This is a genomic window from Enterovibrio litoreus, assembly GCF_045679545.1.
In the GTDB taxonomy this organism is placed as follows: Bacteria; Pseudomonadota; Gammaproteobacteria; order Enterobacterales; family Vibrionaceae; genus Enterovibrio.
Window position 1 is genome coordinate 1,529,822 of record NZ_CP166194.1, and the last position, 25,230, is coordinate 1,555,051.

General features: G+C 46.5%; 25 protein-coding genes and 1 pseudogene. 16 read left to right on the forward strand and 10 right to left on the reverse strand.

What is annotated here, in order from left to right; translation table 11 throughout:
• Positions 1 to 15 precede the first annotated feature (15 nt).
• Complete coding sequence (locus AB8599_RS06745; RefSeq protein WP_407332976.1) at positions 16 to 720, reverse strand: DUF2982 domain-containing protein; 705 nt, start codon at positions 718 to 720, stop codon at positions 16 to 18.
• A gap of 283 nt (positions 721 to 1,003) precedes the next feature.
• On the opposite strand from AB8599_RS06745, the gene AB8599_RS06750 reads away from it, so the two are divergent.
• Positions 1,004 to 1,381 carry a MarR family transcriptional regulator gene (locus AB8599_RS06750; protein ID WP_407332977.1) on the forward strand — a complete coding sequence of 126 codons (378 nt, stop codon included), beginning with the start codon at positions 1,004 to 1,006 and terminating at the stop codon, positions 1,379 to 1,381.
• Positions 1,382 to 1,672: 291 nt separating this feature from the next.
• On the forward strand, positions 1,673 to 2,083 hold the full coding sequence (locus AB8599_RS06755) for a hypothetical protein (RefSeq protein WP_407332978.1): 411 nt from the start codon (positions 1,673 to 1,675) through the stop codon (positions 2,081 to 2,083).
• A gap of 39 nt (positions 2,084 to 2,122) precedes the next feature.
• Here the strand turns inward: AB8599_RS06755 and AB8599_RS06760 are convergent, their stop codons facing one another.
• Together AB8599_RS06760 and AB8599_RS06765 are read right to left on the reverse strand one after the other, a co-directional pair.
• Positions 2,123 to 3,532, reverse strand: a complete 1,410-nt coding sequence (locus AB8599_RS06760; RefSeq protein WP_407332979.1) for a basic amino acid/polyamine antiporter — start codon at positions 3,530 to 3,532, stop codon at positions 2,123 to 2,125.
• A gap of 207 nt (positions 3,533 to 3,739) precedes the next feature.
• Positions 3,740 to 4,267, reverse strand: coding sequence for a hypothetical protein (locus AB8599_RS06765; protein ID WP_407332980.1), 528 nt, complete (start codon positions 4,265 to 4,267; stop codon positions 3,740 to 3,742).
• A gap of 198 nt (positions 4,268 to 4,465) precedes the next feature.
• Between AB8599_RS06765 and AB8599_RS06770 the strand changes: the two genes are divergently transcribed.
• Positions 4,466 to 5,107: a thiopurine S-methyltransferase gene (locus AB8599_RS06770; RefSeq protein ID WP_407332981.1), complete on the forward strand. Its 642-nt coding sequence runs from the start codon at positions 4,466 to 4,468 to the stop codon at positions 5,105 to 5,107.
• A 123-nt stretch (positions 5,108 to 5,230) separates the two neighbouring features.
• Here the strand turns inward: AB8599_RS06770 and purT are convergent, their stop codons facing one another.
• The 7 genes from purT to sbcB all read right to left on the reverse strand — a co-directional run bounded on the left by purT (position 5,231) and on the right by sbcB (position 11,883).
• Positions 5,231 to 6,406 (reverse strand): formate-dependent phosphoribosylglycinamide formyltransferase, encoded by a 1,176-nt coding sequence (gene purT / locus AB8599_RS06775; RefSeq protein WP_407332982.1) that lies wholly within the window; start codon positions 6,404 to 6,406, stop codon positions 5,231 to 5,233.
• A 222-nt stretch (positions 6,407 to 6,628) separates the two neighbouring features.
• Complete coding sequence (locus AB8599_RS06780; RefSeq protein WP_407332983.1) at positions 6,629 to 7,513, reverse strand: DMT family transporter; 885 nt, start codon at positions 7,511 to 7,513, stop codon at positions 6,629 to 6,631.
• A 122-nt stretch (positions 7,514 to 7,635) separates the two neighbouring features.
• Complete coding sequence (gene cdd, locus AB8599_RS06785) at positions 7,636 to 8,523, reverse strand: cytidine deaminase (protein WP_407332984.1); 888 nt, start codon at positions 8,521 to 8,523, stop codon at positions 7,636 to 7,638.
• A gap of 135 nt (positions 8,524 to 8,658) precedes the next feature.
• Positions 8,659 to 9,363 (reverse strand): LrgB family protein, encoded by a 705-nt coding sequence (locus tag AB8599_RS06790; RefSeq protein WP_407332985.1) that lies wholly within the window; start codon positions 9,361 to 9,363, stop codon positions 8,659 to 8,661.
• On the reverse strand, positions 9,363 to 9,710 hold the full coding sequence (locus AB8599_RS06795; protein WP_407332986.1) for a CidA/LrgA family protein: 348 nt from the start codon (positions 9,708 to 9,710) through the stop codon (positions 9,363 to 9,365). Before AB8599_RS06795 ends, AB8599_RS06790 begins: the two co-directional genes overlap by 1 nt.
• A gap of 116 nt (positions 9,711 to 9,826) precedes the next feature.
• The gene (locus tag AB8599_RS06800) at positions 9,827 to 10,336 is read right to left on the reverse strand and encodes a hypothetical protein (RefSeq protein ID WP_407332987.1); all 510 of its coding nucleotides are present in this window, start codon (positions 10,334 to 10,336) and stop codon (positions 9,827 to 9,829) included.
• Positions 10,337 to 10,458: 122 nt separating this feature from the next.
• Complete coding sequence (gene sbcB / locus AB8599_RS06805; RefSeq protein WP_407332988.1) at positions 10,459 to 11,883, reverse strand: exodeoxyribonuclease I; 1,425 nt, start codon at positions 11,881 to 11,883, stop codon at positions 10,459 to 10,461.
• Between the two features lie 245 nt (positions 11,884 to 12,128).
• On the opposite strand from sbcB, the pseudogene AB8599_RS06810 reads away from it, so the two are divergent.
• From AB8599_RS06810 to AB8599_RS06870, 13 genes and pseudogenes are all read left to right on the forward strand, one after another.
• Positions 12,129 to 12,389, forward strand: a pseudogene (locus AB8599_RS06810) (TauD/TfdA family dioxygenase); the annotation flags it as partial.
• Positions 12,340 to 12,876: a tyrosine-type recombinase/integrase gene (locus tag AB8599_RS06815; protein WP_407332989.1), complete on the forward strand. Its 537-nt coding sequence runs from the start codon at positions 12,340 to 12,342 to the stop codon at positions 12,874 to 12,876. The pseudogene AB8599_RS06810 and the gene AB8599_RS06815, both read left to right, overlap by 50 nt.
• Before the next feature lie 196 nt (positions 12,877 to 13,072).
• A complete protein-coding gene (locus AB8599_RS06820) occupies positions 13,073 to 14,113 on the forward strand; it encodes a DUF262 domain-containing protein (RefSeq protein WP_407332990.1) in 1,041 nt (346 codons plus the stop codon).
• Positions 14,106 to 14,786 (forward strand): hypothetical protein, encoded by a 681-nt coding sequence (locus AB8599_RS06825; RefSeq protein ID WP_407332991.1) that lies wholly within the window; start codon positions 14,106 to 14,108, stop codon positions 14,784 to 14,786. The genes AB8599_RS06820 and AB8599_RS06825 overlap by 8 nt, the downstream gene beginning before the upstream one ends.
• Before the next feature lie 533 nt (positions 14,787 to 15,319).
• The gene (locus AB8599_RS06830; RefSeq protein WP_407332992.1) at positions 15,320 to 15,622 is read left to right on the forward strand and encodes a MarR family transcriptional regulator; all 303 of its coding nucleotides are present in this window, start codon (positions 15,320 to 15,322) and stop codon (positions 15,620 to 15,622) included.
• Between the two features lie 274 nt (positions 15,623 to 15,896).
• Positions 15,897 to 16,562, forward strand: coding sequence for a DUF6710 family protein (locus tag AB8599_RS06835; protein ID WP_407332993.1), 666 nt, complete (start codon positions 15,897 to 15,899; stop codon positions 16,560 to 16,562).
• Between the two features lie 381 nt (positions 16,563 to 16,943).
• Positions 16,944 to 17,786 carry a TauD/TfdA dioxygenase family protein gene (locus AB8599_RS06840; RefSeq protein WP_407332994.1) on the forward strand — a complete coding sequence of 281 codons (843 nt, stop codon included), beginning with the start codon at positions 16,944 to 16,946 and terminating at the stop codon, positions 17,784 to 17,786.
• Positions 17,787 to 17,936: 150 nt separating this feature from the next.
• Positions 17,937 to 18,947, forward strand: coding sequence for an acyltransferase (locus AB8599_RS06845; protein WP_407332995.1), 1,011 nt, complete (start codon positions 17,937 to 17,939; stop codon positions 18,945 to 18,947).
• 590 nt (positions 18,948 to 19,537) lie between these two features.
• A complete protein-coding gene (locus AB8599_RS06850) occupies positions 19,538 to 21,193 on the forward strand; it encodes a peptide ABC transporter substrate-binding protein (RefSeq protein ID WP_407332996.1) in 1,656 nt (551 codons plus the stop codon).
• Positions 21,194 to 21,202: 9 nt separating this feature from the next.
• Entirely contained in the window at positions 21,203 to 22,150 is a 948-nt protein-coding gene (locus AB8599_RS06855) for an ABC transporter ATP-binding protein (RefSeq protein ID WP_407332997.1), read from the forward strand.
• A gap of 10 nt (positions 22,151 to 22,160) precedes the next feature.
• On the forward strand, positions 22,161 to 23,177 hold the full coding sequence (locus tag AB8599_RS06860; RefSeq protein WP_407332998.1) for an ABC transporter ATP-binding protein: 1,017 nt from the start codon (positions 22,161 to 22,163) through the stop codon (positions 23,175 to 23,177).
• Entirely contained in the window at positions 23,174 to 24,142 is a 969-nt protein-coding gene (locus AB8599_RS06865) for an ABC transporter permease (RefSeq protein ID WP_407332999.1), read from the forward strand. Before AB8599_RS06860 ends, AB8599_RS06865 begins: the two co-directional genes overlap by 4 nt.
• Positions 24,139 to 25,083 carry an ABC transporter permease gene (locus AB8599_RS06870; RefSeq protein WP_407333000.1) on the forward strand — a complete coding sequence of 315 codons (945 nt, stop codon included), beginning with the start codon at positions 24,139 to 24,141 and terminating at the stop codon, positions 25,081 to 25,083. Before AB8599_RS06865 ends, AB8599_RS06870 begins: the two co-directional genes overlap by 4 nt.
• Positions 25,084 to 25,230 lie beyond the last annotated feature (147 nt).

The following is a 25,230-nucleotide window of genomic DNA, read 5'->3' on the forward strand; positions in this document are numbered from 1 at the left end:
TTAAAAAGGCAGGGGTTAGTTTTCTTTGTCTGTCGTATCTGCGGGTATTCTGCCCGCAGATGCCAAATACTGTCTTGTTAAACCCACAAAATCTTCCAATGGCCTGTCCAATAAATCTTCGCTCACGAAAACATCAAAACCCAGTAGTTCACGGGTATATTTCATTCTATTTGCCAGCATTGCTACCAAGCCTTTATAAACTTTTCCGCTCGCACCTACATAGGGCGTATCGTCAAACATCATGTCTTCAAGTTTTGTGTTGGGGGTTGATTCTGATCGCCGATAGGCCACCAACAACAAACTGCGCTGCTCCATAATAATGTGGCTAGCGAGTCGAAAGCTGATGCCATCAAGCAAGGGTTCGTAGCTTTTAAGCCGAATGCCAACCCAAGGCATAGGTTGATGCCAACCATCTTTTGAAATAGTGGGGATCCCGATTTCGCGAATATCGTGCCATCTGACGCTCCATCCACCTTTTGGCGTGTGATGTTGGAGATGCATGTCGGACAGAGAGAACGACAACCGTTGTTGGTCAATAATGTGCGAAATATAGATACCGAGGCCACCGATCATGCATAAGCCGAGTAAAGCAGGGACAAGATTCACCTGGGGGTTGAGGATCACCAACGTTAGCACGATCATTACCATCACGATGACTGCGATGGAAAAATAGCGACCAAGATGTTCATGGGGAGGATAAATCAGCAATTGTTTCTTCACCTTTTTGTGCTTCCTCCTATCGATACATTATCAAAGCATAGTGCGATCACATCACGTGCGATTCGTTAACATAACATGCGATTTATACAGGCATGTAGTCAAGATGCGTTGTGTGGAATTCAAACAAAAAGACAAAGACTTTCCGACACTTGGCTCAACTTTTGGTCTAAAACACGGTTAGCGCTATAAAACTCATCTGGATTTTGGTATAAAACGCGCTTTGTTTTTCACCCTGCTGAATTCAGGGGATGCTTAAAGCAGTGCATCGGAGTAGGACGATTTAATGAAAATCTCTCATAAGCGTAAAGTTCAAGGCAAACTTCAAAAACACATTAAAGCAGTGAAGTCTGCTTCAGTGGCGTCTTTGAAAAAAGATAAGCCAGTGAAAGTCGTCGCAGCGGCAAAGCCAGTCGTTAAACCAAAAACCGACGCCGCGCCAACAGTGGTTGCTAGCGCTTCGCTGACGCCAAAACAACAGCAAATTCTCGACATCGTTCGTCAGAATGCTGAGGGTATCAACCCTAAAGGCATTGGTTTGTCTGCGGGTCAGGAAGAAGCCAAGGCGGCATCTTGGGCGTCTGCGGGTCTTAAGAAGCTGGCCGAGGAAGGTGTGGTTGAACGCCTGCAAATGGGTAGCAAAGTGCTCTACAAAGCACTGTAATCCTCTCAGCATTTCGCGAGTTTTAGAGCCAGCCTTTGAGCTGGTTTTTTTGTAGTCAAAAATGACCAAAATTTAAACGCGTGTTACGGCTGTGTAGCCAATATTGATTGGAATCCTAGACACTGAAAATGAAAGCCTGATCTACGCCAAACTTCTAAAAAATTTGCGAGACCAATCTCGAAAACTGCATGCGGTGGGTGGTATTTTGAGTATTACTCAACTGATTTCACTCTTTTGAATATGCAGATCGTTGGGGGTATTCGGGGGCAATACGAAGCAGTAGGATTTGCGATGACAGGATATTTGGGCGGCACGGATAATCAAACCAACACGGTCGTTAACTTCGATTATACCCACTTCCTTTGTGAGTCTAGTCGAGAACACTGGACATTCTTTCAAGCCATGATGGTGCAAGTTGCGCGTTGGCGTCGCCGAAGCGCGAATGTGCTAAACGACGCCGATTATCGTTTTCCAAGTGAGGCATTCACGGTTGTGGTGAGTGATTCTCTGTCATCGCTTTATAGTGATGTTTCAAACCTGATCACTTTGATTGAAGAAGCTAAGATACAACATATTCGAGCACTGAATATCATGCTTCCGTATCCGCTTGATGAGAATGAACTGAACAAAATCCGCCAAAAAACACAGGTAGAGATCGTTCAGTTCCAAGAAGAGCGAGACATGCTGCAAGTTACACTATGAGTCGCTGCCACAAACAGAACCTTTTTCTGTCAATAGGCGCTATAACGTCACTCCCTTGACCAGCAGATATACAGCAACGCCGCCCGCTGCAATGACCAGTGCCAACAGAATCCTATTTCTTCCTTCAAAGGCGGCGCAGCCTGCTTCACGCTTCGCGTACATATAAAATGCGATGCCAGGAAGATACAAAAGAGCCGCCAGCAAGAGATGATGTAAGCCAGAAGCATAAAGTAACCACACGCCATAAACCGTCGCCAGTGTTGATATGATCCGCACTCTCGTGCTACTCAACTCCGAGTAAGACAGTTTTAACAAGTAGCTGCCAACCAGCAAATAGGGTACCAAGATCATTTCCGACGCGATGGTAAGCAAATCATCGTACCCGCCACCAATGAGATACATGAAGATTAAGCAAAATTGCACCACGGAGCTGGTTAACCAAAGTGAGCGGGTCGGTGCACCATTGCTGTTTGTTTCAGCAAAACATTTTGGGAACATGCCTTCTTTTGCCGCTGAATAAGGGGTTTCAGTGGCGAGTAAAGTCCAACTTAGATATGCACCACATACTGAGATTATCAATCCTGATCCAATAATCACAACGCCAACTTTACCCACCAATGCTTCAAGGATTTTTGCAGTAGAAGGGTTAGGATATTTGGCGAGTTCGGGCGTTGATACGACGCCCATGGCAAGCAGTGTAACCGAAACATATAAAAATAAGCAGGTGAGTAAACCCAAGATAGTTGCACGGCCTACATCCTTGCGGTTTTGAGCACGGCTGGACACCACAACCGCGCCTTCTACGCCGATAAATACCCACACGGTGATAAGCATGGTTTGTTTCACTTGGTCAAACAAACTGGGTTCATTGGCGATGAGCTTGCCACTGAAATCAAACGTAAATGTTTGCCACTTGAAAGCAATGAGCGCTGCGACAATGAATATCATGATGGGAATAAGTTTAGCGATGGTGGTGACATAATTGACGATGGCTGCGGTTTGCACGCCACGTAACACTAAAGTGTGAACCAGCCAGATGAGTATTGATGATAAACCGATAGAGAGCAGTGTGTTGCCATTGCCAAACAAGGTTAACGAACTGGTGTCGAAGAAAAGACCTAAGGTACTGAATACAATGACCAAATACGACACATTTGCCACAGCGGCGCTGAGCCAATAACCCCACGCCGAGAAGAAGCCACACAAATCGCCAAACCCGGCTTGGGCATAACCAAATACACCACCAGTAACTTCAGGCTTGTTCACGGTGAGTTCTTGAAACGTCAGCGCTAAGCAAACCATGCCAAAACCCGTGATCGCCCAGCCTAAGGTCACCGCTGCAGGGCTTGCAATGGCTGCCATATTCTGTGGCAAGCTAAATACACCTGCGCCAATCATTGAGCCAATCACTAGCGCCGTTAGCGCTTTTAAATCCAGTTTATTGCTCAAAATAATGCCCACAAAATCCACTTAAGAAGTGGGTCAGTATAGTTAAGAACGCATAGGGTATATTTGTTCAGAAATGGGATTAATGGTTGCTAAATTTCTTGGATGCGATTGAACAATCACAAGATGTATAGAAAAAGAACAGGTTTCGCGGCATTGAGTACGTTTAATGAACCAAATACCGCGAGGCAGAGATTTTTCGGTCAGTTCTTAGTGCAGGTGTTCAGACAATCCACTGATCACGAAACCTTGTGCAAACATAGTTTGCGTCGAATGATGCAGTGCTTCGGTATGCATTGAAGCTTGTTCAAAATCGTGAAGATCACCAAAGCCAATAACAGCAGCTGATGTGTCTGATTCCATCGCCTTATGCATGAGGGCAGCAGCATCATAAGTGGCTGTCGGTCTTGCGATACGAATTTGGGATGTTTGAATGCCAGCCTGTTGGAAAAGGGAGAAACAAAGGTTAGAAGGCGGTGCAATCAAGGTGATCCATTTATGGCTGGTGCTTAGTGTTTTCAGTAAGCGAAGCAGGTAAGCCAATTCACTCATATTGTTTTGATATACGCAAACTGACACGAGATTTCCCAACATCGTATTGTTGGACGACAGGGTGTTTGAGATGGCTTCATGGTAACTCCTGCTGCCGGCCGCAATACGTGCGTAATGTTGGCGAACCGCAGATCGAGAAAGGTCTGAATGAGATACTGAATGAGGCGTTGCATAGGATTGTTTCATCTCAAAGTCCTGTTTATATATCCAATACTGTATGTGTATACAGTAGTTATAAATTAGTCAAAAAACAATAGGAATAACGAAAACATCGAGACGCTGATCACGAATATTGACGATTTGGACATGATAAAAATGAGTTTATGTGGGTCGATGGCGTTGTTAAAATCGACACACAATCGAAATACATAATGAGATCTGAATATGGATCAGGAATTTTGGCATAGTCGCTGGGCAGAGAATCGCATCGGTTTTCACCTGACGGATACGAACCCTGTGTTAACCAAGTATTGGTCTGCGCTGAACCCAAAGCGTGAAGAAGCGGTATTTGTCCCTCTGTGCGGAAAATCGGTGGATCTTGGCTGGCTAGCAACCCAGCACAATGATGTTGTTGGTGTGGAGTTGAGTGAGATTGCCGTACGTGCATTTTTCTCCGAGCACCTCTACACGCCCCTTGTTACCGCGATCAGCCCAATCATGAAACTCTATCAGTTTGATGAGGTTTCCATATATAGCGGCGATTACTTCACCGCACCATTGGATACTTATCCGCTGATTTACGATCGTGCAGCATTGATTGCTATGCCTCAAAGTATGCGAAAGCGATATGTCGATAGGCTTATTTCGTTACTGCAACCGGGTGGCAGAATCTTGTTGGTGACCCTTGATTACCCACAAGATCAAATGGACGGCCCTCCTTTTAGCGTAACCGCAGAAGAAGTGATGTCACTGTTTGACGGCTATAAAATGACGAAGTTAGCACGAGACGAAAACACGGCTCGTCCACCGAAAGGGCAGCCGGCAACGCATTTTGTTGAAGAGGTGTGGTTGATCGAGTCGGTGTAAAATGGAAACACGTTTTCTGCACCCTCGTGCAACGCGTGTTCGTCTCCAAAAAAAGCAGCCACCCATTAGGTGGCTGCTTAGTTTTAATCATGCATATCTGAGCGATTTGCTCGTATGAGGCATTTAGAAATCAATCTTAATGGAAGACGCGGCAGTGATAGCTTTGTTTACCGCGACGTCTGTATCTGATCCTCTTGCCAGAGCCACGCCAAGGCGACGGCGGCCGTCGATGTCAGGCTTACCAAAAAGACGAACTTGCGTATCAGGGTAGCGAAGCGCTTCTGTGAGACCACTAAAACTGATATTGCTAGATGTGCCTTCACCCAACACCACAGCAGAAGCGGAAGGGCCATACAAGTTAATGGCATGAATAGGCAAACCCAAAAACGCACGCACATGAAGTGCAAACTCAGAAAGGTCTTGCGAAATCAGCGTCACCATACCGGTATCGTGTGGGCGAGGTGACACCTCACTGAACAGCACTTCATCTCCTTTTACAAAAAGCTCAACACCAAACAAGCCATAGCCGCCTAGCGCAGCCACGACTTTTTTCGCCAATGCTTCTGCAGCCTGACGTGCCTTATCACTCATGGCTTGTGGCTGCCATGATTCGCGGTAGTCGCCGTCTTCTTGGCGATGGCCAATGGGCGCACAGAAATGGATGCCGTCTGTGGCACTGATGGTCAGCAGGGTGATTTCATAATCAAAGTCGACAAAGCCTTCGACAATCACGCGTCCACGTCCTGCGCGACCGCCTTCTTGTGCATAGGCCCATGCTTTCTCAATGTCAGCCGCTGTTTTCACCACGCTCTGTCCTTTGCCGGATGAGCTCATGACAGGTTTTACGACACATGGCATACCAACCGATTCAATCGCAGCGTGAAATGCCTGTGACGTGTCAGCAAAGGCATAGGGAGAGGTGGCGACGCCAAGCTCTTCGGCGGCAAGGCGGCGAATGCCTTCACGGTTCATGGTGAGCTGAGTTGCGCGAGCGGTAGGGATGATGTTCACACCTGTTTTTTCAAGCTCAACGAGGCGATCAGTGGCAATCGCCTCGATTTCAGGCACCACGTAATCTGGTTTTTCTTGTGCAATGATGGCCGCGAGAGCATCACCATCGAGCATATCGACAACATGGCTACGATGTGCAACCTGCATGGCGGGTGCATCTGCGTAACGGTCGCACGCGATGACTTCAATGCCGAGACGTTGGCACTCAATAGCGACTTCTTTACCTAGCTCACCAGAGCCCAACAGCAGGACGCGTGTAGCGCCCGGACGAGTGGCTGTTCCAATCATGATTATCTTCCATCAATGCAATTAACTGCTGATGATTTTACCTTAAGCAAACGTTTGCGCAAGCGTTTGCCCTTGTGTTCTTAAAGGTTTTAGGAAGATTGAACCAAGTGAACGGTTGATGGGTGAGGAGCGATTGAGGGAGGTGACTTAGGCATACCGATTTGCAGTGAATTGGGCCGATAGAAGTTGAACCGCCACCGAAAAAGGCGGCGGTTCTTGAAACTAACTATTTCTGCCTTTTCGTGTTTCCCAATGGGTGATAAAGAACACAGCAGCGACGATGATGGCAGCGCCGAGCCACAGGCGACCCGGTGGCACCCAGCCAAAGACCAAAAAGCCAAACAACACATTCAAAGGCAGTTTGGCATTGTCAAAAGGCTGAACGAATGACGCATCCGCAGCGGCATACGCTTTGGCAATAGCCCATTGAGCAACAGCAGTCAGCAGGCCTGCACCAAGCAACATTAGCCACACCATTTCTCCTTTTGGCATTGTCCAATCTGGAATCGCTAGCAAGATGTTAAACGGCGTGATAAGCAATAGCAGGTAAACCACCATGGTGGTGGGTGAGTCGTTGTGGGAGAGTTTTTTTACCATCAAAGAGTATGTGGCCCAGAAGAAGGCAGCACCGACCGGTAGCATGGTTGCCCAGCTAAAATCGTCTGACCATGGCTCAAGAATGATCATTGCCCCTACAAAACCACTGAGTGTGGCAAGCCAACGGGCAGGGCCAACACGCTCACCTAAGAACAAGCCTGAACCAATTGTGGCAAACAGCGGGGAGGTCATCAGCAATGCAATGCCTTGCCAAATCGGCACGGGATAGGCGAGTGCCCAAAGCCAAAGTTGGATACCAATGACTGAGAAAAACACGCGCAAGCAGTGCATGCCGAGATGATCGGTTTTAAGTGCTTGGCGAATCCCCATGCTTCTGAGCCAAGGGATCATGACAATCAGTGCGATGAAGTACTGAACAAAGGCAACCGTGGTGGAAGGGAGTTGCATTTTGAAGCTGACGTATTGCGCTAGGCTGTTGATCATCGCAAAGCAAACGCCAGCGGTGAGCATCCAAGTGGCGCCAAGAATGGGATTGTGAGATTGGCTCATGCGTTTACAGAAATTAGGAAAAGTGACGTGATAGTAGCGAACTTTTTCAGCCGGGTATAACGAAAACGCCGGCGATACCCGGCGTTTTGCAATGTTATGACGATAAACACACCAACTGGGCGTTAAATGGCCAGATAACCCAAAGGGATGTCAGGATTTAGGGCTTCTAAAACCGCTTGGGTGTCTTGCAAGTGGCTGATCACCGCATTGGCTCTTTCTACTAAAACAACGTCTTGGATGTCTTTCAATGCGACATCGGCCAAGTTCATGGCAATGAGCGCAACTTGAAGCGGAGGAAGGCTAGGGTTGAATGCGGCATTTTCTGCGTACATGCCTGAGAATACGTTTCCATGAATGTCTCGAATCGCTGCACCGCTTAAATTGTGGGAATACGGGGCATGGCTGCGATTGGTTGCGCTAACAGCAGCCTGAATCAGTGCATCATCTTCTTCAGCTGTCAGGCCATGATTGACAGGCACCAGTAATGGTTGCTCGATACCGAGATCAATCGGGCCAAACGGCTCAGGCAGGTATTCATGCAATAACTTGGCGTCGCGATCGGGCAGTTGAATGTTTAGCGTATCTGCGCCATTGATTTCATTCATGAACTGGCGGCAGTGCCCGCAAGGACTGTAATTGATGGTGATGTCTTTAAGCGAAGATTCACCCTTCAACCAAGCATGGCTGATAGCGGATTGTTCGGCGTGAACGGATTGGTTTAATTGTACACCTTCAAATTCCATGTTCGCACCGAAGTAGAGACGACCTGAAGCGCCACGTGCTATTGCGCCAACATAGAATTTGGAAATTGGGGCAATTGAATAGGCCGCAGCAACAGGCAGCAAGGCAACCCGCAGATCTTTATCTGCCAGGCCTGACACTTCAAGCAAGTTTTCATATTCTTGTTCGCTGATCGTCGCATCAAACTCTGGAGAGGCACAGAGTTGTTCCATGGCCTCTTTTAGCGGTGAGGAAAGCGTGGCAATCGCCTCTTGAATGCTAACTCGCATGTTTGCTCCAAGTGTTGTTGTATGGGGACTCATTTTACGAGCAAACTCAGACCATTTAACGTGATCATTGTCACTTTAATGATGCAATTAACTTAGTTATTACATAATTATAAGTGACCTCACATGAATTCGATTTCATTTGATACAGGTCATCATTGAACTACAATTAACAAATAACTCAATGACATAGAACACGAAGGGGGCAAGAATCGTCGTCATGATCCCGCATATCACTAATGCCAGTGAACTTAAGGCCCCTTCTTGGTAGTGCGTTTCTGCCGCTTTTGCTGTGCCTATGGCATGAGAAACTGCGCCAATGGACAGGCCTCGTGCAAGAGAGGATTTAATTTTCATCATGTTAAGCAAGGGGTAGCCGATCAGCGCACCGAAAAGCCCTGCGACGACAACTAGGGCCGCAGTTACTGCTGGGATGCCACCGATGTGTTGTGCTGTGCTGAGTGCAAATGGCGTAGAGATGGATTTCGGCAAGACGGAAGCCGCAATCTGTAAATTCCCTCCTGCTAATAACGCAAAAGCCGACCCGAGTGTCATCGAGAGCAAACTCGCGGCAAGACATGCGAGCAATATAATTTTCCAATGACGTTTGATCACGTGCATCTGCTCATACAGTGGATACGCCAGTGCAATCACCGCAGGGCCAAGCATGAAATTGATGATTTTGTTCTGATCAAAATATTCTTTGTAGGTATTGCCTGAATAAATCACCATTGGCATCAGCACAAGCAAGCTGATCAGCAAGGGATTAAAAATAGGATGACGCAGCTTTAAGGCGATATGACGGGCGATGAAGTACACCACAATGGTTGCTAAAAGCCACATTAGTTCTCATCTCCATGATACGTATCGAGAGTCTTAGCTACGATAATAAGCACAACGACCGAGCTCAATATTGTGGCGCCTAATAACGGCATTGAATCGCTGATCAATAAGTGAAAATGATCCATTAGCCCCATGCTGGCAGGGATAAAAAACAAGGGCATGATGGTGATAAGCACTGTGCAAGCATCTTTGACCCAGCGACCAGGTATGATGCCGGTTGTCAGGCTCACAAAAAGCAGCAGCATGCTAATGACACTGCTGGGTATGGGAAGATGTAGCAGTTGGGTCAATAAATTACCCACTAGGGTATAGAGCGCAATGAGTGCGAAGCCGAGAAGATATTTCACGTCGAAGCCCCTGAAAGAAAGTCGTGAGACTATTCTAGTCTGAGCGCTGCATGAAAATCTTGTTCAAAACGCAGTAATTGCCGTCATTGCACACTAGTTAGGCAAGATGGACGGTGTTACATCAGATAGACAATCGTAGCAGCCGCCCCAAGCACTGATAAAATCACCCCAGTCACGATGGGCATCAGATTACGCTTTGCCTGCACTTCTTGAACGGGCTCATCAATGTGGATGTCGAGAGGGTCAGGCTCTGAAGGATTTGGAACCGTTTCAGCTTGTCGTTGATACGTTTTTTGCGGTAAAGCGACGCGATAACCGTGATCGCCTACCACATCGAGCGGAAGCACCTTTTCACCATGGCGATAAGACTTGGCAAGCAGCGAACAAAGGCTATTTTGGTGCTGAGAAAATGAAGAATCTGGCAACGATGTTGATGCATAGAGAACGCGTGCAGAAAGCACCTCGCCCGCATGGTAACAAAGCATTTCCAGCAAACGACACTCTTCATAGGTGAGCATGCTTACTGTCCGGTCTTGCCAATACAAGGAACGGCTTTCTGGCTCGAAATCGACATCAGAAAAGCGGTAGCACCGACTGTTTACCTTCGTGACCATTGTGTCATCCACCTCACTATCTCTTATAAGAAAAGTGTGGACTCAAATCACAAAATTTCAAATGTAACACCCCTGTTTCTTTAGGGGTGTATAGCGCACGTCACACGGTATTGATGAAAGGGTCGCGAGAAACACTAAGATACAAGCGATTCGACATAGTGATAAACGGATTTCAAAACCGCTAATTTTTTTGTGTCGCTCTGATGTTCCTCCACCAGATCTTCTAATCTTGCCATGTATTCAGGCAAATGCGTTTCGAAATAGTCGCGGCGATGAAGGTGCCATTTCTTTTGTTCGGTGTCAGTCAGTGTCCAAGAAAAATTTCGTGCACGGTAACGAAACAGCAGCGGATGAATTCGCTTGTCGGCGACGTTGATTTCAAGAGCAGCAAGATTTTCAGGTTTGGTTTGACGAATGATATCCATGGTGGAGCGATCAGACGGTGAGAAGAAGCCATCATAGAGCGCAGCATCGATGTTGTTACTATCCCCGTACTCTCGCTTTTCAGCGTAAAGCTCGATCAGTTTTTCTCTTATTTGAGGTTGCGCCTGAAGTTTCTTTAGGTTGTCCAAACAAGACTGACGATCAATGCCAAGCCTAGCGGCATCTTCTGGGCGCAAGGTTTTTGCCTCAGCCAGCACCGGGCATTTGTTAATATGGATGAGTTTGATGGGAGCCGGTAACTCATCAGGTGCCAGATCAGCACGTTTTGTATAGAGGCGCTCACGAAGTGCGTCAGCGTCTAAATCAAACAATGGCGAGGGATCGAGCGCCAGATCAATGGCAATAACGGCGTTTTTGTTATCAGGGTGCCACGCAACAGGAACAACCCAACTTGTATTGCCACGTTCAGTGCCAAACATGCCCGAAACATGCACCAGCGGTTTCATGGCAACGATGTCGATCAGTGCGGTTAGTTTGTTTTTATTGCGATGTGCATAAAGGTAGTCAAACAAGCGTGGCTGGGCGTGCTTGAACTTCTTCGCCATTTCGATGGTGGCAATGACATCGGCCATTGCATCGTGTGCATTGGCATGTTCAATGCCATTGGCGACGGAAAGGTGCTCTAACTTAAAGCTGGTGAAACCCTCGGCGTTGACTGGCCACTCTATGCCATCAGGGCGAAGTGCAAACGCGGCGCGCATGGCATCCAATAAATCCCAACGTGAGTTACCGTTTTGCCAACTCCATCCGTAAGGGTCAAAGAAGTTACGGTAAAGCGTGTAGCGTGAGACTTCATCATCAAATCGAATATTGTTATAGCCGACAGAGCACGTTCCCGGCAGGGAGAGTTGCTCATGGATTTTGGCGATGAATTCTGGCTCAGGAAGACCTCGGCTGACAGCGACTTGAGGCGTAATGCCGGTGATCAAGCACGCCTCTGGCTGAGGCAAATAGTCATTGGGTGGCTGACAATAAATCACCAACGGTTCACCAATGATATTGAAGTCTTTATCTGTTCGTACGCCTGCAAACTGACAAGGTCGATCGAGAGCAGGGCTAATGCCAAAGGTTTCGTAATCAAAGAAGAAAAAAGTCGGTTCGTTGGTGTGTGCCACGTTGGTATCCAAGGGTTTGAAAGACGTGGGGATGTTACCGCAAAATTGGTGAGAAATCTTGCAATGGGAAAGAAAAGGGCCGGATGCGCAGGCCCTGAATGACGTTCATCTGACTGTTCGTCTTTGATTTGGTCAGCATCACCGTATGGCTCATAACGCGGTAACATCGATGAATGGAAAGCGGTTGTTGTCCGTTCTACTGGAAATATAGCGATAAATATCGAATTCAACATTAAGGGAAGAAAATGAAAATCACGCCGCTGTCTGAGCATATTGGCGCCAGCATTGATGATGTAAGTCTGGCCAATTGTAGTGAGAATGAGTTTGCGCAAATCTATCAGGCATTCTTAACTCACAAAGTGATCTTTTTTCGCAAACAGTACCTTTCACCGCAGCAACAGCTTGAGCTAGCAGCGCGTTTTGGCGAATTGGAAGCACCACACCCATTCTTCCCTCATGTCGAGGGCTTCCCTCAAGTCAGCGTTATCGAAACCACACGCGGAAATCCGTCTTTCTGAGCTTCGCTTAGCGAGACGTGAGCACTTTGATCTGGTCAATGATGTTTGGACGGTACCGCCAGAACTGAGCAAGATGGGGAACACCATTCGCAGGCCAATCCCGAAAGACATCAAGCCGATGCTCGAACGCCTGATGCACATCTATGATGATTACCTTTTCCCAGGTGCCTCACTCAATAAACCCATCACCATTTCAGCTGCGAACCGATACATTCGCCGTTTGCGCGATGCTTTACCCCTTTACCATTGGCGAACGCATGATTTCAGACGCAGCATTTCTACTGTGTGTTCGGAACTTGGCACCATGCCACACGTGACGGAGAAAATGTTGGGGCATGAATTGGGCGGAATTATGACTGTGTACAACAAACACGACTGGTCGAAAGAACAGAAAGAAGCGTATGAGCTATATTCTGATGCACTGTTGGAGCAGGTTAGGAAGGAGTTAGAACATGCCATTGAAAGAAAGGATTAATTTCAATGGTATCTAAGTATTTGGTTGCAATAGAAGTTTTGATATGGAAAAGCTATCAATGTCATTTTGGGGTAAGAGAGACAAGAACGCTTTGGTGCCAAAGCATAACCTAGGATCACTAACCTATTGACTTATATCGACTAAAGTAATCGTTGTTGGTAAACTTCGGCCAACATATCTAATTGCTGGAGAACACATGAAAGATTATATGAATCAGCTCGATAAAGAGACGCGGAAGGTAGATTTTGATTCATTTGATATCTCTGTTAAAGAATTGATTTCTATGGCAAATGAATCAATCATTAACATTGCTCCAGAATACCAACGACAGTTTCGCTGGCCTGAAGACAACCAGTCTAAACTTGTAGAATCAGTATTGTTGGGGATACCTATCCCAAACCTTTTTATGGCTGCAAACAGAGATGGTTCTTGGGAGTTGATAGATGGAGTTCAGCGGCTAAATTCCTTAATTCATTTTTGTGGTACCGTTGAACAAATTGAACGCTTCGGGCTCGACAAACCACTCAAGTTGAAAGGTTTAGATATCCTTACTGAGTTTAATGGAACGACGTTTAATGATCTTCCTCATTCTCTCCGCCTGAAGTTCAATTTACGGCCTCTAAAAGTTACAACGCTTAGTGATAAAAGTGACCTCAAAGTACGCTTTGACCTTTTTGAAAGGCTGAATACTGGTGGAATTAAGCTAACACCACAAGAAATTCGAGCTTGTGTATTTAGGGGACAGTTTAATGATTTTGTAGTCGAGCTCGCTAAGAACGAAGATTTCAATAAAGTTGTTAATGTTTCGTCGACAAAATCAAAAGATGGGACGAAAGAAGAGCTTGTTCTAAAGTTTTTAGCCTACAAAACCAGACGAGATGAATTTAAGCATAGCGTAGAGACTTTTTTGAATGATTTTATGGCTGAGTCTTCAGCGCATTTTAACTATAAAAAGTACAGAGAGTTGTTTGAAAAGACATTTGAATCGCTACGCGAAGTCTTACCTGACGGTATTAAACGGGGGAATAAAGGCAGCACGCCTCAAGTCCTTTTTGAAGCGATTGCAGTCGGTGCGGCAGATGCAATTGAAGAAGGGATAGACATTACCAATGCAAATGTTGCCGACTGGATTGATGATGACGAGTTACGTCGATTAACGACAGGAGCGACAAACTCAGGTCCTCGATTGCGCGAAAGAATACAATATTGCTACGTTAGGTTCGTAGGCAATGTTTGAAGATATTGATTCTGGCGTTATGAGTCGCTTGAGACAATTCGACTCAATAATTGAGTATTTGGCAGATGATTCTCATTCAGAAGATACAAAGAACTCTGATTTTTACCGAGCACAGAAAGGCTTATTGTTCGTCGTAATATATGCTGCCGTTGAGTATTCAATTACACAGTCTGTGACGAGAACTTTAGAAATTGTTGGTCAACAAAGAGCACCAGCCAGTCGTTTCAAGAGTTCTTTGCTGTGCTCATTATTCGATTCGCATTTTAAAGCGATTAGAGAATGTGGTTCTGCCAAAGAGTGGGAAAACCGACACAAACTTGTTCTTGCGGTAACTGGGGATAATGAAGTGACTAATGTAGATACTTCGGTTTTTCCATCAGGGGGTTCTATGAATATATCTATCAAACAGCTAGAGAATGTTTGGATGTTCTTTCAGCTAGTAGGTAATCCCCTCCCTGATGGAGTTCAACATTTTGTACTGGCGGAAGTTAAAGAACACCGCAATGCAATAGCTCACGGAAGAGAGACAGCAATAACGATAGGTCGAAGATATAACGTTACGCAGTTAAGAGAGAAAGCAGAGAGCATAAAGCTCTTGTGCCTTCACATCACGTCCACGTTTGCGTCGTATTGTGATGGGCAAGGCTATTTTATGGCTGATACCGTGGCATAAGGGATTGAATTGCAATAGTGTGAGGTTAAGCAAAGGTAGTATGTCTGACAAAGTGAAGCCGATATACTGCCATTGATTTCAAATGCTCGGCTTTGCAGTTACATTCTACCCCTTGTCCTTAATTATAAGCTCAGAAGCAAGGTGATAGGAGTTCTAACATTTAAACCCACCTTCATACTGAACCCACTCCATTACTGCTTCTCTTAACCAACGCAATGGCGACTTGCTGATCGGCTCTGGAAAGTTGAGGTTCTTGCGGCAGGCGATGATGGTCGTTCTCTTCTTACTAAAAAATTCCAACACCTCTTGGTGGCACATGATCGCGTTTGAAGATTCAGGGTACTTAGCAGCATCGTAAATCTTCTTCTCGTCTTGCTTTGGGGCAAGAAAGGAAGGTGGGATATATGAGAACTGGTAGCTGCTGGTTAACCTGTTTCACACCTGTCTCGACTGAAATTAGATCCTCACTTTCCTTATTTAGATCAATTTTCTACGTCAATTCTCAAATAAATCCAAGCGGATGATAGTAAGTCATGCAAAATCACGCCCAAATCACACCCATCGACCCGCGATTGGCTCAAATCGCACGTCTATTGCCTCATCAGATCAACGCGGTGAGGCTCAGCAAAACGCAACTGAAAGTGCTCAATGCAATTCGATGTGGCGAGCACGTGACACCGGAACAAATCTCGAACCGTTGCGATCTTTCCCAATCGTTCTCGAGCACATTGTTGAAGCGTCTATTTGATAAAGACTATTTGAAGCGGGATCAATACGCCATTCAAGGCGGTGGTGTGGGGTATCACTACCGAAAGAGCGGCAGTGTATACAGCTAGGTCATCAGAGGTTGCGTGTTGATGTTGGGGTGATTGCGCCTGAGAGCGCTGTCATTGCCTGAACTATCATTGGCTCAGTTCTTCCCGTGCATTTATCCCGCGAGGGTAAATAGGTTCTTCTGGAACGTTTTCACCAGCAAACGAGGGCGACCCTCGGGTTATAAAAATTTTTGGGGTCGCCTAGTCATCACCAACAGCTTGAAATTCTTCGAAGAAAGCTACCGCTAACTCTGATAGCGTTATGCGTAACGTAATGTTTTAAAATAGGAACCAGATGAAGACAGGTACTACGCTTGCGTATCGAGATGATGAGCTAAGTAATTTGCTTCGGAGAGCAGAAGCATTAGTTGAAAATGGTAATATCGAAGGGCTTCGCGATCTGCAGCGAATTGTTTGGAGGCAACTGCAGAGTAAGTTCATGTTGCAACCTTACTTAGTTAGTGATCATTCCTCTTGGGACTCCATCAATCATCATGACTTCCAATTCGTTTGCTTGGAGACATCTATCAGCGATTTGCTCATGCGTGTCGATTTCGCTTTTGTTGACCTAAGCTCTGACCCTGTGATCACTAGTCCGTGGCATCCACAAAGAATCACACGCAATTTGGGGATGATCGGTGATGGTATGCCTTGTGGCCCGTTTGAAGAATCTTCCAATCACTCAGTAAATTATTATTGGCCTTTAAATGTGGCTTTAGTGACGGGAGGAAATCATTCGATTGCTCAAGGAATTCTGCGCGGGCAAGGAAGAATAAAGGTGGAAGATTGCTTCGATTTAACGCCAATCATCGAACAAGTTTACTTTAATGGTGTTGAGTGGGTTGTGTTTTGCTCAGGTCAACAACTGGGGCAACCTAGGTTCAAAGAGATTGGTTGGGCCTGGGAGTTAGGAAGAATCTTAATGAAACACTCCACTCTAGAACTACGGCAAACAGGATAACTATTTGTAAGACGAGTTGCGTCTAAATTGCGTCTCTTTTTCTTTCATTGTTTCGTAAAGTAATTTTATATCAGATACTTAAATTGCAACTTTCGTAATCAAAGAAGAAAAAAGTCGGTTCGTTGGTGTGTGCCACGTTGGTATCCAAGGGTTTGAAAGACGTGGGGATGTTACCGCAAAATTGGTGAGAAATCTTGCAATGGGAAAGAAAAGGGCCGGATGCGCAGGCCCTAAATGACGTTCATCTGACCGTTCGTCTTTGATTTGGTCAGCATCAGCGTATGGGTCATAACGCGGTATCATCGATGAATGGAAAGCGGTTGTTGTCCGTTCTACTGGAAATATAGCGATAAATATCGAAATCAACATTAAGGGAAGAAAATGAAAATCACGCCGCTGTCTGAGCATATTGGCGCCAGCATTGATGATGTCAGTCTGGCCAATTGTAGTGAGAATGAGTTTGCGCAAATCTATCAGGCTTTCTTAACTCACAAAGTGATCTTTTTTCGCAAACAGTACCTTTCACCGCAGCAACAGCTTGAGCTAGCAGCGCGTTTTGGCGAATTGGAAGCACCACACCCATTCTTCCCTCATGTCGAGGGCTTCCCTCAAGTCAGCGTTATCGAAACCACACGCGGAAATCCGCCTGGTAAGAGCTACTGGCACACAGACATGACGTGGCAAAAAGCGCCACCCAAATGCTCTGTACTTAGTGCGCAACATCTTCCTGATATTGGAGGGGACACCATTTGGCTTTCCATGGAGGCCGTCTACCAATCACTTCCTGATGTGTTGAAACAATCATTACAAGGTAAAACAGCCACGCATGCTGTTCATGGTTTTGCGGGTAGCCGGTTTGATGAAGTGAGTTCGCAGGGTGTGAGCAAAGTAGACAGCATTTCGAGTGAGATCAGAGATGTACACCATCCATTGGTCACAACGCATCCGGAAACCGGACATCCCTGTCTTTACATCAATGAGCAATTTTGCCAACGCATCGACGATGAAGACTTAGAAAAGGGTGAAGCATTATTGTCGTCTCTATTTTCATACAGTCACGCTGAAGAATTTCAGGTACGTTTCCGTTGGCAAACAGGAAGTATCGCCATTTGGGATAATCGCTGTACTCAACATTTCGCTGTTACTGATTATGGTGACGAACCAAGAAAATTGCATCGTGTTGTCGTAAAGGGCGACGAGCCTCAGGCTTTCTGCCCTTTGTGAACACATTGAACCAATAAGCGCACTCATGGAGCATGTTTTGTCTTATTGACCCTTGGAAAAATAGCGTAAATCTTGGGCTATAGTTAATCAAAAAATACCCGAAGTTTGTTGGCGACGTTCACTATTTTTTTGGTTAGCAAGGACAAACAAATGGCTTGGTTAGACAACGCTAGGATCCTCGCGATTCTGGCAGTCGTGATGCTGCATGTCGCAGCTGACTTTGTATTTGATGCGCAATTGGGTAGTACGTTGTGGTGGATAGGAAATGTGTATGACAGTGCTGTTAGGTGGTGTGTCCCCGTCTTTGTCATGATAAGTGGCGCATTACTGCTTGATCCTTCCAAAACTGAGTCACTTCAAGAATTCTACAAGAAACGCGTTTCCAGGCTGTTAGTACCACTTGTTTTTTGGACGGCGGTATATCTCGGCTGGCAGCTTGTAAAAGGTGTGATCAAAAATCAGCCTGAGTCTTTATCGACACTGCTCCTCAGTGTATTGAACGGCACACCCTACTATCACATGTGGTTTCTCTACATGATCGTTGGTCTGTATCTGTTTACGCCTTTCTTTCGTATGGTCGTTATGCAGGCATCTGAAAATGCCCTGTGGGTGTTAGTGGTTGCGGGAATGTCGTTGGCGGCCATCAACGCTGGCGTGGAAAAGCTGAATGGGCAAGAAGCGGGCTTATTTATCAATTGGTTTTTGTTGTATGTACCGTATTTCTTTTTAGGGTATTTATTACGACAAACAGAGCGTTATCCGTCGTTTCGCCTGATCATTGGGGTGTTTTTTGCCGCATTTGTTATGACAGCGTTAGGCTTTTACTTTTTGGCGTGGGTTTCAAGCGTAAAAATTGGGCTCTATTTCTACGATTACTTGAGTATTTCGGTTATTCCGATGTCAGTCAGTATGATGTTTATCTTCAAGCGAAAAAGCCAACCGCTTTGGAATCCACATGTCACCAAGGTGCTCGCATCGTTGACGCTTGGTGTGTACCTCATCCACCCCATGGTGCTTGAAATTCTCAATTTTGTTGGGGTGGGGGCGATGTCTTTCTCTCCATTGATTTCAATTCCTATTGTCACTTTTGTTGTCTATCTCCTCGCTTTGTTTGCGGCGTGGGTGATGTCTCAATTGCCTCTATTCCGACGTTGTATTTGATGGGCTACTGATATTGCCTTGTTAGAAAGCACTTTGAGGTGCTCGGGCAAAACACCTCGATTTCTTAGTTAGATATTCTGATCGTTAGCTTATTTCTAGTGGTTGGTTCTTAATGATGACGAGGTGTAGCTTCTGGTTGTTCATGTTTCTATTCATAGCGAGTTATTTTCCTCAAGTAGCCAGTATCTAGCTTCAATCCGATATTTCCCTTTTGACTTATATGGTTAATTTTGTCAATTGAAGTATTGAAGGCATTCACGAGCTTAGAGGTTTGGGGTAAATATGCGAGTGCGATGAGAGAATATGCATTTTGACTTGATTTTTCAAAATGTAACCAACTGAATCATAAGTATAAATAATGTTAAAAGTGTTGAAATGCGACTGGACCAAGCATTTCGGCTATTTATTTTACCTGCCTGTATGAATAGCAAACAATCCACTGTCGACTTTGTATAAAACATATGTTTAACATTGCAAGCATATGCGCAATTTTCAACTGCATTTAGTTTTGGGGCTAATAAAACCCGCTTTATTGCGCATGATTCTTGGGTAATGGAATTGCCCCAGCAGCATACAAAGGAACTGATAACATGAAAAAAACAATCCTCGCGTTGGCGATGGCTGCGCCACTCGCGCTTTCGGCTGCATCAGCAAGTGCTGAAACCTTGAAGATCGGCATGTCTCAATACCCTGAAGGCTTGCACCCTATACTCGTATCAAATGTTGCGGCTTCTTACATACTAAGTACTGCGCATCGTGGCACGGTAATCTATGGTAAAGACTGGTTGTTACAATGTAACGCCTGTGTCGAAGTACCAAGCTTTGAAAATGGACTCGCAGAGCGCATTGAGTTAGATGATGGTGGTGAAGGTATTAAAATGACCGTCACTATTCCTGACGATCTATTCTGGGGTGACGGGGTGCCTGTCACCACGAAAGACATCAAGCTAGGTTACGACATTGAAACCGATGAGCGTGTTGGCAACCCCGGTTTGCAAGAAGCAAAAACCATGGAAAAACTGGTTTTGCTTGATGATAAAAACTTCGAAGTTTATCTGAACAAAATCACCTTCAAATATAACACCTTCATTCCAACGCCGATGCCAGCTCATGTGGAAGGCGACTTGTATAGCAAAGATCCAAATAGCTACTCAAAAACCACCAAATATGCAACAGAGCCAACTAACCCAGGGCTTTACTACGGTCCGTTTGTTATTTCGAAAGTAAACGCAGGCAGCTTTATTACGGCTGAAAAGAACCCGCATTGGAAAGGAAAAGCGCCAGCGATCGACGAAATTATCTTTAAAGCGGTAGAAAACACCTCTGCGCTTGAAGCGCACCTTCTGTCTGGCTCAGTGGATTACTTGCCGGGAGAGCTAGGATTATCGCTTGACCAAGTGCTTCAACTTGAAAAGCGCCACGGCGATAAGTTCAATGTTCACTATGAGCCGGGCCTGCTTTACGAACACCTAGATACCACCATGGATAATCCACACCTGGCCAAGAAAGAAGTACGCCAAGCTCTTCTTTATGGTGCGAACCGTCAACAGCTAGTTGATAAATTGTTTGCGGGCAAACAGCCTGTTGCCGATACCAACGTGAGCCCTCGTGACACGACCTTTTTTGCAGACGTTAAACGCTACGAATACAACCCTGAAAAAGCCAAGCAGTTGTTGAAAGAAGCGGGTTACACCATGAAAAAAGGTGTCATGGTTGATGGCGATGGGAATGAACTCCAAATCGAATTGATGACAACGGCAGGTAACAAAACACGTGAGTTAGTCCAGCAAGTGCTGCAATCACAGTGGAAACAGATTGGTGTGAAGGTCAACATCAACAACCAGCCAGCACGCGTGTACTTTGGTGAAACGCTGAACAAGCGTAAACACAAAGGTCTAGCAATGTTTGCATGGTACTCCTCACCAGAGAGCCCGCCGCGTACGACGCTGCTTTCAACCAATGTTCCAACCGAAGAGAATGGTTGGTCTGGCCAAAACTACATTGGCTATAAGAACCCAGCAATGGATGAGTTACTGAATAAAGTCGAAGCGGAACTGGATACCGAAAAGCGTAAGAAGATTTTCCATGAAATTCAGAACATTTACGCGGAAGATTTGCCAGCGCTGCCATTGTATTTCCGAGCAGATAGCTTTGTGATGCCGAAATGGCTAGAAGGTGTGACGCCGACGGGTCATATGTTCCCATCAACCAACTGGGTTGAAGAGTGGTACACCACTAAGAAGTAGGAGCCGTGAATGGAACAGACGATACTCGATGTTCGTCGTCTGCGGGTAGCCTTTAAAGGCTACCCTGCGGTTAACGATATCAGCTTTCATATTAAAAAAGGCGAGATTCTTGGTGTTGTGGGTGAATCAGGCTGTGGCAAAAGCCTTGCTGCGCTGACACTCATGGGGCTTCAACCCAATGTCATGAAGGCCAGTGGTGAAGTGGTCTTTCGCGGTGAAAATCTGCTAAGCAACAGTGATGCGGATTGGCGAAAAGTACGCGGTGAAGGCATCGCGATGATCTTTCAAGAGCCCATGACTGCGCTAAACCCCGTCGTGACAGTCGGAAACCAAATTGCGGAAATGTTCCAGCTTCACCGTGGTAGCAATAAAGCCGAGTCAAAAGAACGTGCGATAGAGATGTTGGAAAGGGTACACATTCCCGATCCGGTTCGACGTGCAAACGCCTACCCACATGAACTCTCCGGTGGGATGCGACAGCGCGTAATGATTGCCATGGCACTGGCATGTGAACCGGAACTCATTATTGCCGACGAACCGACAACGGCTTTGGATGTAACGGTTCAGGCGCAGGTTCTCGATCTTCTTGAAGAGCTTCGAGATACCACGGGCACAGCGGTTCAATTCATCAGTCATAATTTGGGCGTTGTCTCTCAGCTCGCTGAGCGGGTCATCGTGATGTATGCGGGCCGCATTGTCGAGCAAGCAACGGCGGAAGAGTTGTTTGCCAACCCTCAACACCCGTATACCCAAGGATTGTTAGCCACATTGCCAAAAATTGGCGGCGCACGTGACGTGTTACCTGCGATCCCTGGGGCAGTCCCGCCCCTCGATCTGCGTGGCAATGGATGCCCGTTTGCAGATCGTTGCGGAAAAGCAACGCCAACGTGTGTCTCCACCATGCCTGAAACGGTTGAACTAAACGCCGTACACACAGTGGCGTGTCATCATATCTAAGGACGGACTCATGACATTATTAAAACTAGACAATGTCTGTCAGCGTTACCCCATTGGACAAAAGGGGTGGTTAGGGAAACCAGCGCAAGAATTGAAAGCAGTGAATAACATCTCCCTCTCTCTAGAGGAAGGGGAAACCATTGCGATTGTTGGCGAATCGGGCTGTGGAAAATCCACACTTGGGCGCATGGTTGCGCTACTCGAACACCCCGTCGAAGGGACGGTTGAACTAGCAGGTGTTAAAACGGCGGGTCTGAGAGGCGAGGAGTTAAAAGCCCTTCGTCGTAAGCTGGGCCTCGTATTTCAAGACCCTTATTCGGCACTCAACCCGCGAATGCCAGTTTCTGAACTGGTCGGTGAGCCGCTTGAGGTTTACAACGTGGGCGATAAAGCCTCACGCAAAGCGAAAGTGATTGATGCACTGATTGCCGTCGGTTTGAGTGAAGATGCACTCGACCGATATCCTCATGAGTTTTCTGGTGGGCAGCGTCAGCGTATCTGTATTGCTCGCGCTTTGGTGCTTGAGCCTTCGTTGATCATTGCCGATGAGCCGCTTTCAGCACTCGATGTGTCTGTGCAAAGCCAAGTTTTAAACTTGTTTGCTGAGTTGCAGCGTGAACGTCAATTGTCTTTCTTCTTCATCAGTCACGATATGGCAGTGGTAGATTACCTCGCCGATACCATTGTGGTGATGTACCTGGGACAAATTGTTGAGCAAGCACCGCGCGATGCATTCTTTGCCAATCCTGCGCACCCATACAGTCAAGCGTTGCTGGCTGCTGTGCCAGAAGTCGGAAGAGGGAAGCGTCGGAAAGGGTTGTCACTGCAAGGTGATGTGCCAAGCCCAATCAGTCCACCGAGTGGTTGCGCATTTCACCCTCGCTGTGCGAAAGCGACAGACAAGTGCAAAACAGAAGCACCTATCGCGTCGCTATACGGCGGAGACAGCAAACACATTGTTGCGTGTCACTTTCCCAGTGAAGTGATTGACGCGAAAAAGTTTGATTGCAAGGAGGCCACGGCATGATGCAGTTCGTTATTGGCCGGGCATTACAAAGCGTATTTGTTCTGTTTTTGGTCTCATTTGTTTCTTACGCACTTATTGGTCTGATGCCCGGAGACCCGATTGATTTAATGGCAACGTCTGATCCGAATATGACAGCGGAAGATGTTGCCATGCTAAAAGCCCTTCAAGGCTTGGATCAGCCGTTGGTTCAACGATATTGGAACTGGCTGGTTGCCGCGCTGCAGGGGGATTTTGGGTACTCTCGTCTGTATTATCAACCCGCGGAAGATGTGTTGATCCCAGCGGTGTGGAATACCGTCAAATTGGTTGGCATTGCGACAGCTTTGTCTTTGCTTATCGCTATTCCTGTTGGCGTTATAGCGGCACTAAAACACCGCACATGGGTTGACTATGTGATTAGTTTTGGCGCGTTTGTGGGTTTCTCAACTCCTGCATTTTGGTTGGCGCTAATGCTGATCCTTGTCTTTTCCGTCACACTTGGATGGCTACCTGCTGGTGGCACGGGTGAGGCAGAAGGCGGTGGTTTTTGGGTGGAACTGCAACACCTTATCCTTCCCGTTATCTCGTTGACCGTGTTGAATGTGGCGAGCCATTCTCGTTATGTTCGCGGCACCATGCTTGAAGTGATGCGTCAGGACTACATTCGGACTGCGATTGCAAAAGGGGCATCTAAAACGCGCGTTATTTTTCACCACGCACTGCGTAATGCGATGATCCCGCTTGTCACCATTATTGCGTTGGATATTGGCTTCCTGTTGTCTGGCGCGTTGATTACTGAAACCGTGTTTGCGTGGCCGGGCATGGGTAAGCTTATCTTCGACGCTATCATGGGCAATGACTACAATCTGGCGTTGCTTGGATTGATGGTGATTACCTTTACAGCGCTATTGGGCAATTTGCTTGCAGATATCGCTTACGCGAAATTGGACCCTCGGATCAGTCTGACAAAAGGAGCGTCAGCATGACACAAGACATGACAAATGCTGCTCCTGTAGCAGTAACAAAACGACAAGCATCCTCGCCATGGATGTTGGTATGGCATCGTTTCTGTAAACACAAAGCGGGGTTGGTAAGCGGCGTGTTTATCATCTTGCTGGCCATTCTTTGTTTTAGTGCGCCACTGCTTGCAAGCTGGTTCGGGCATGATCCCTTTGAAGTAGACTTCTTTGCGCGCTTTGAACCCGCGAGTGATACCCACTGGTTGGGCGCTGATGAGTTGGGCCGAGATGTATTCCTTCGCCTGCTTTATGGTGGTCAAGTCTCGCTATCCGTTGGTGCGGTTGCGGCTTTGATGACAGCCGTATTGGGTACCTTGGTGGGCGTGTTTGCCGGTTACTTCGGCGGCAAGTTGGACGCCGTGTTAATGCGAATTGCTGACTTTACGTTGTCGCTTCCAACATTGCCTCTGATGATCGTGATGGCTGCCGTTGACCTGAGTAAGTTGGGCTTACCTGAAAGCTGGGCGCAAGGCGAGAATGCGAGCTTCATTCGTATTATTGTGATTGTCGCTTTGTTCGGTTGGCCAACCACCGCACGTTTGGTGCGTTCTGGAACGCTATCCCTTCGTGAGCGTGATTATGTGAAAGCGGCCGTAGGCTATGGCGCTTCACCTTGGCGAATCATTCGCCGTCACGTTCTGCCAAACGTACTATCGCCGGTGATCATCGCGACTACCATGGCATTGGGTGGGGTGATTTTGCTGGAAAGTGCGCTGTCATTTTTAGGCTTAGGCATTCAACCGCCGATGCCTTCATGGGGCAACATGCTGCAAAATGCACAAGAAGTGATCTGGCAATCTCCTGGGTTGGCCATTTACCCTGGGATCGCCATCTTGGTGACGGTAATGGCTTTCAACTTTTTAGGTGATGCGCTCCAAGATGCGCTTGATCCAAAGTCGGGTAACTAAATTACGTCAGGGATTCGATTCACCTACCTATAAAAAAACCAGCTATTGCTGGTTTTTTTATTTATTTTCAATGAATTAATAGTAATTCAATTGTCCAAAATCACTTCATGGCTTCGTCTTATTCTCTTGCTATCTTACGCACGCAAA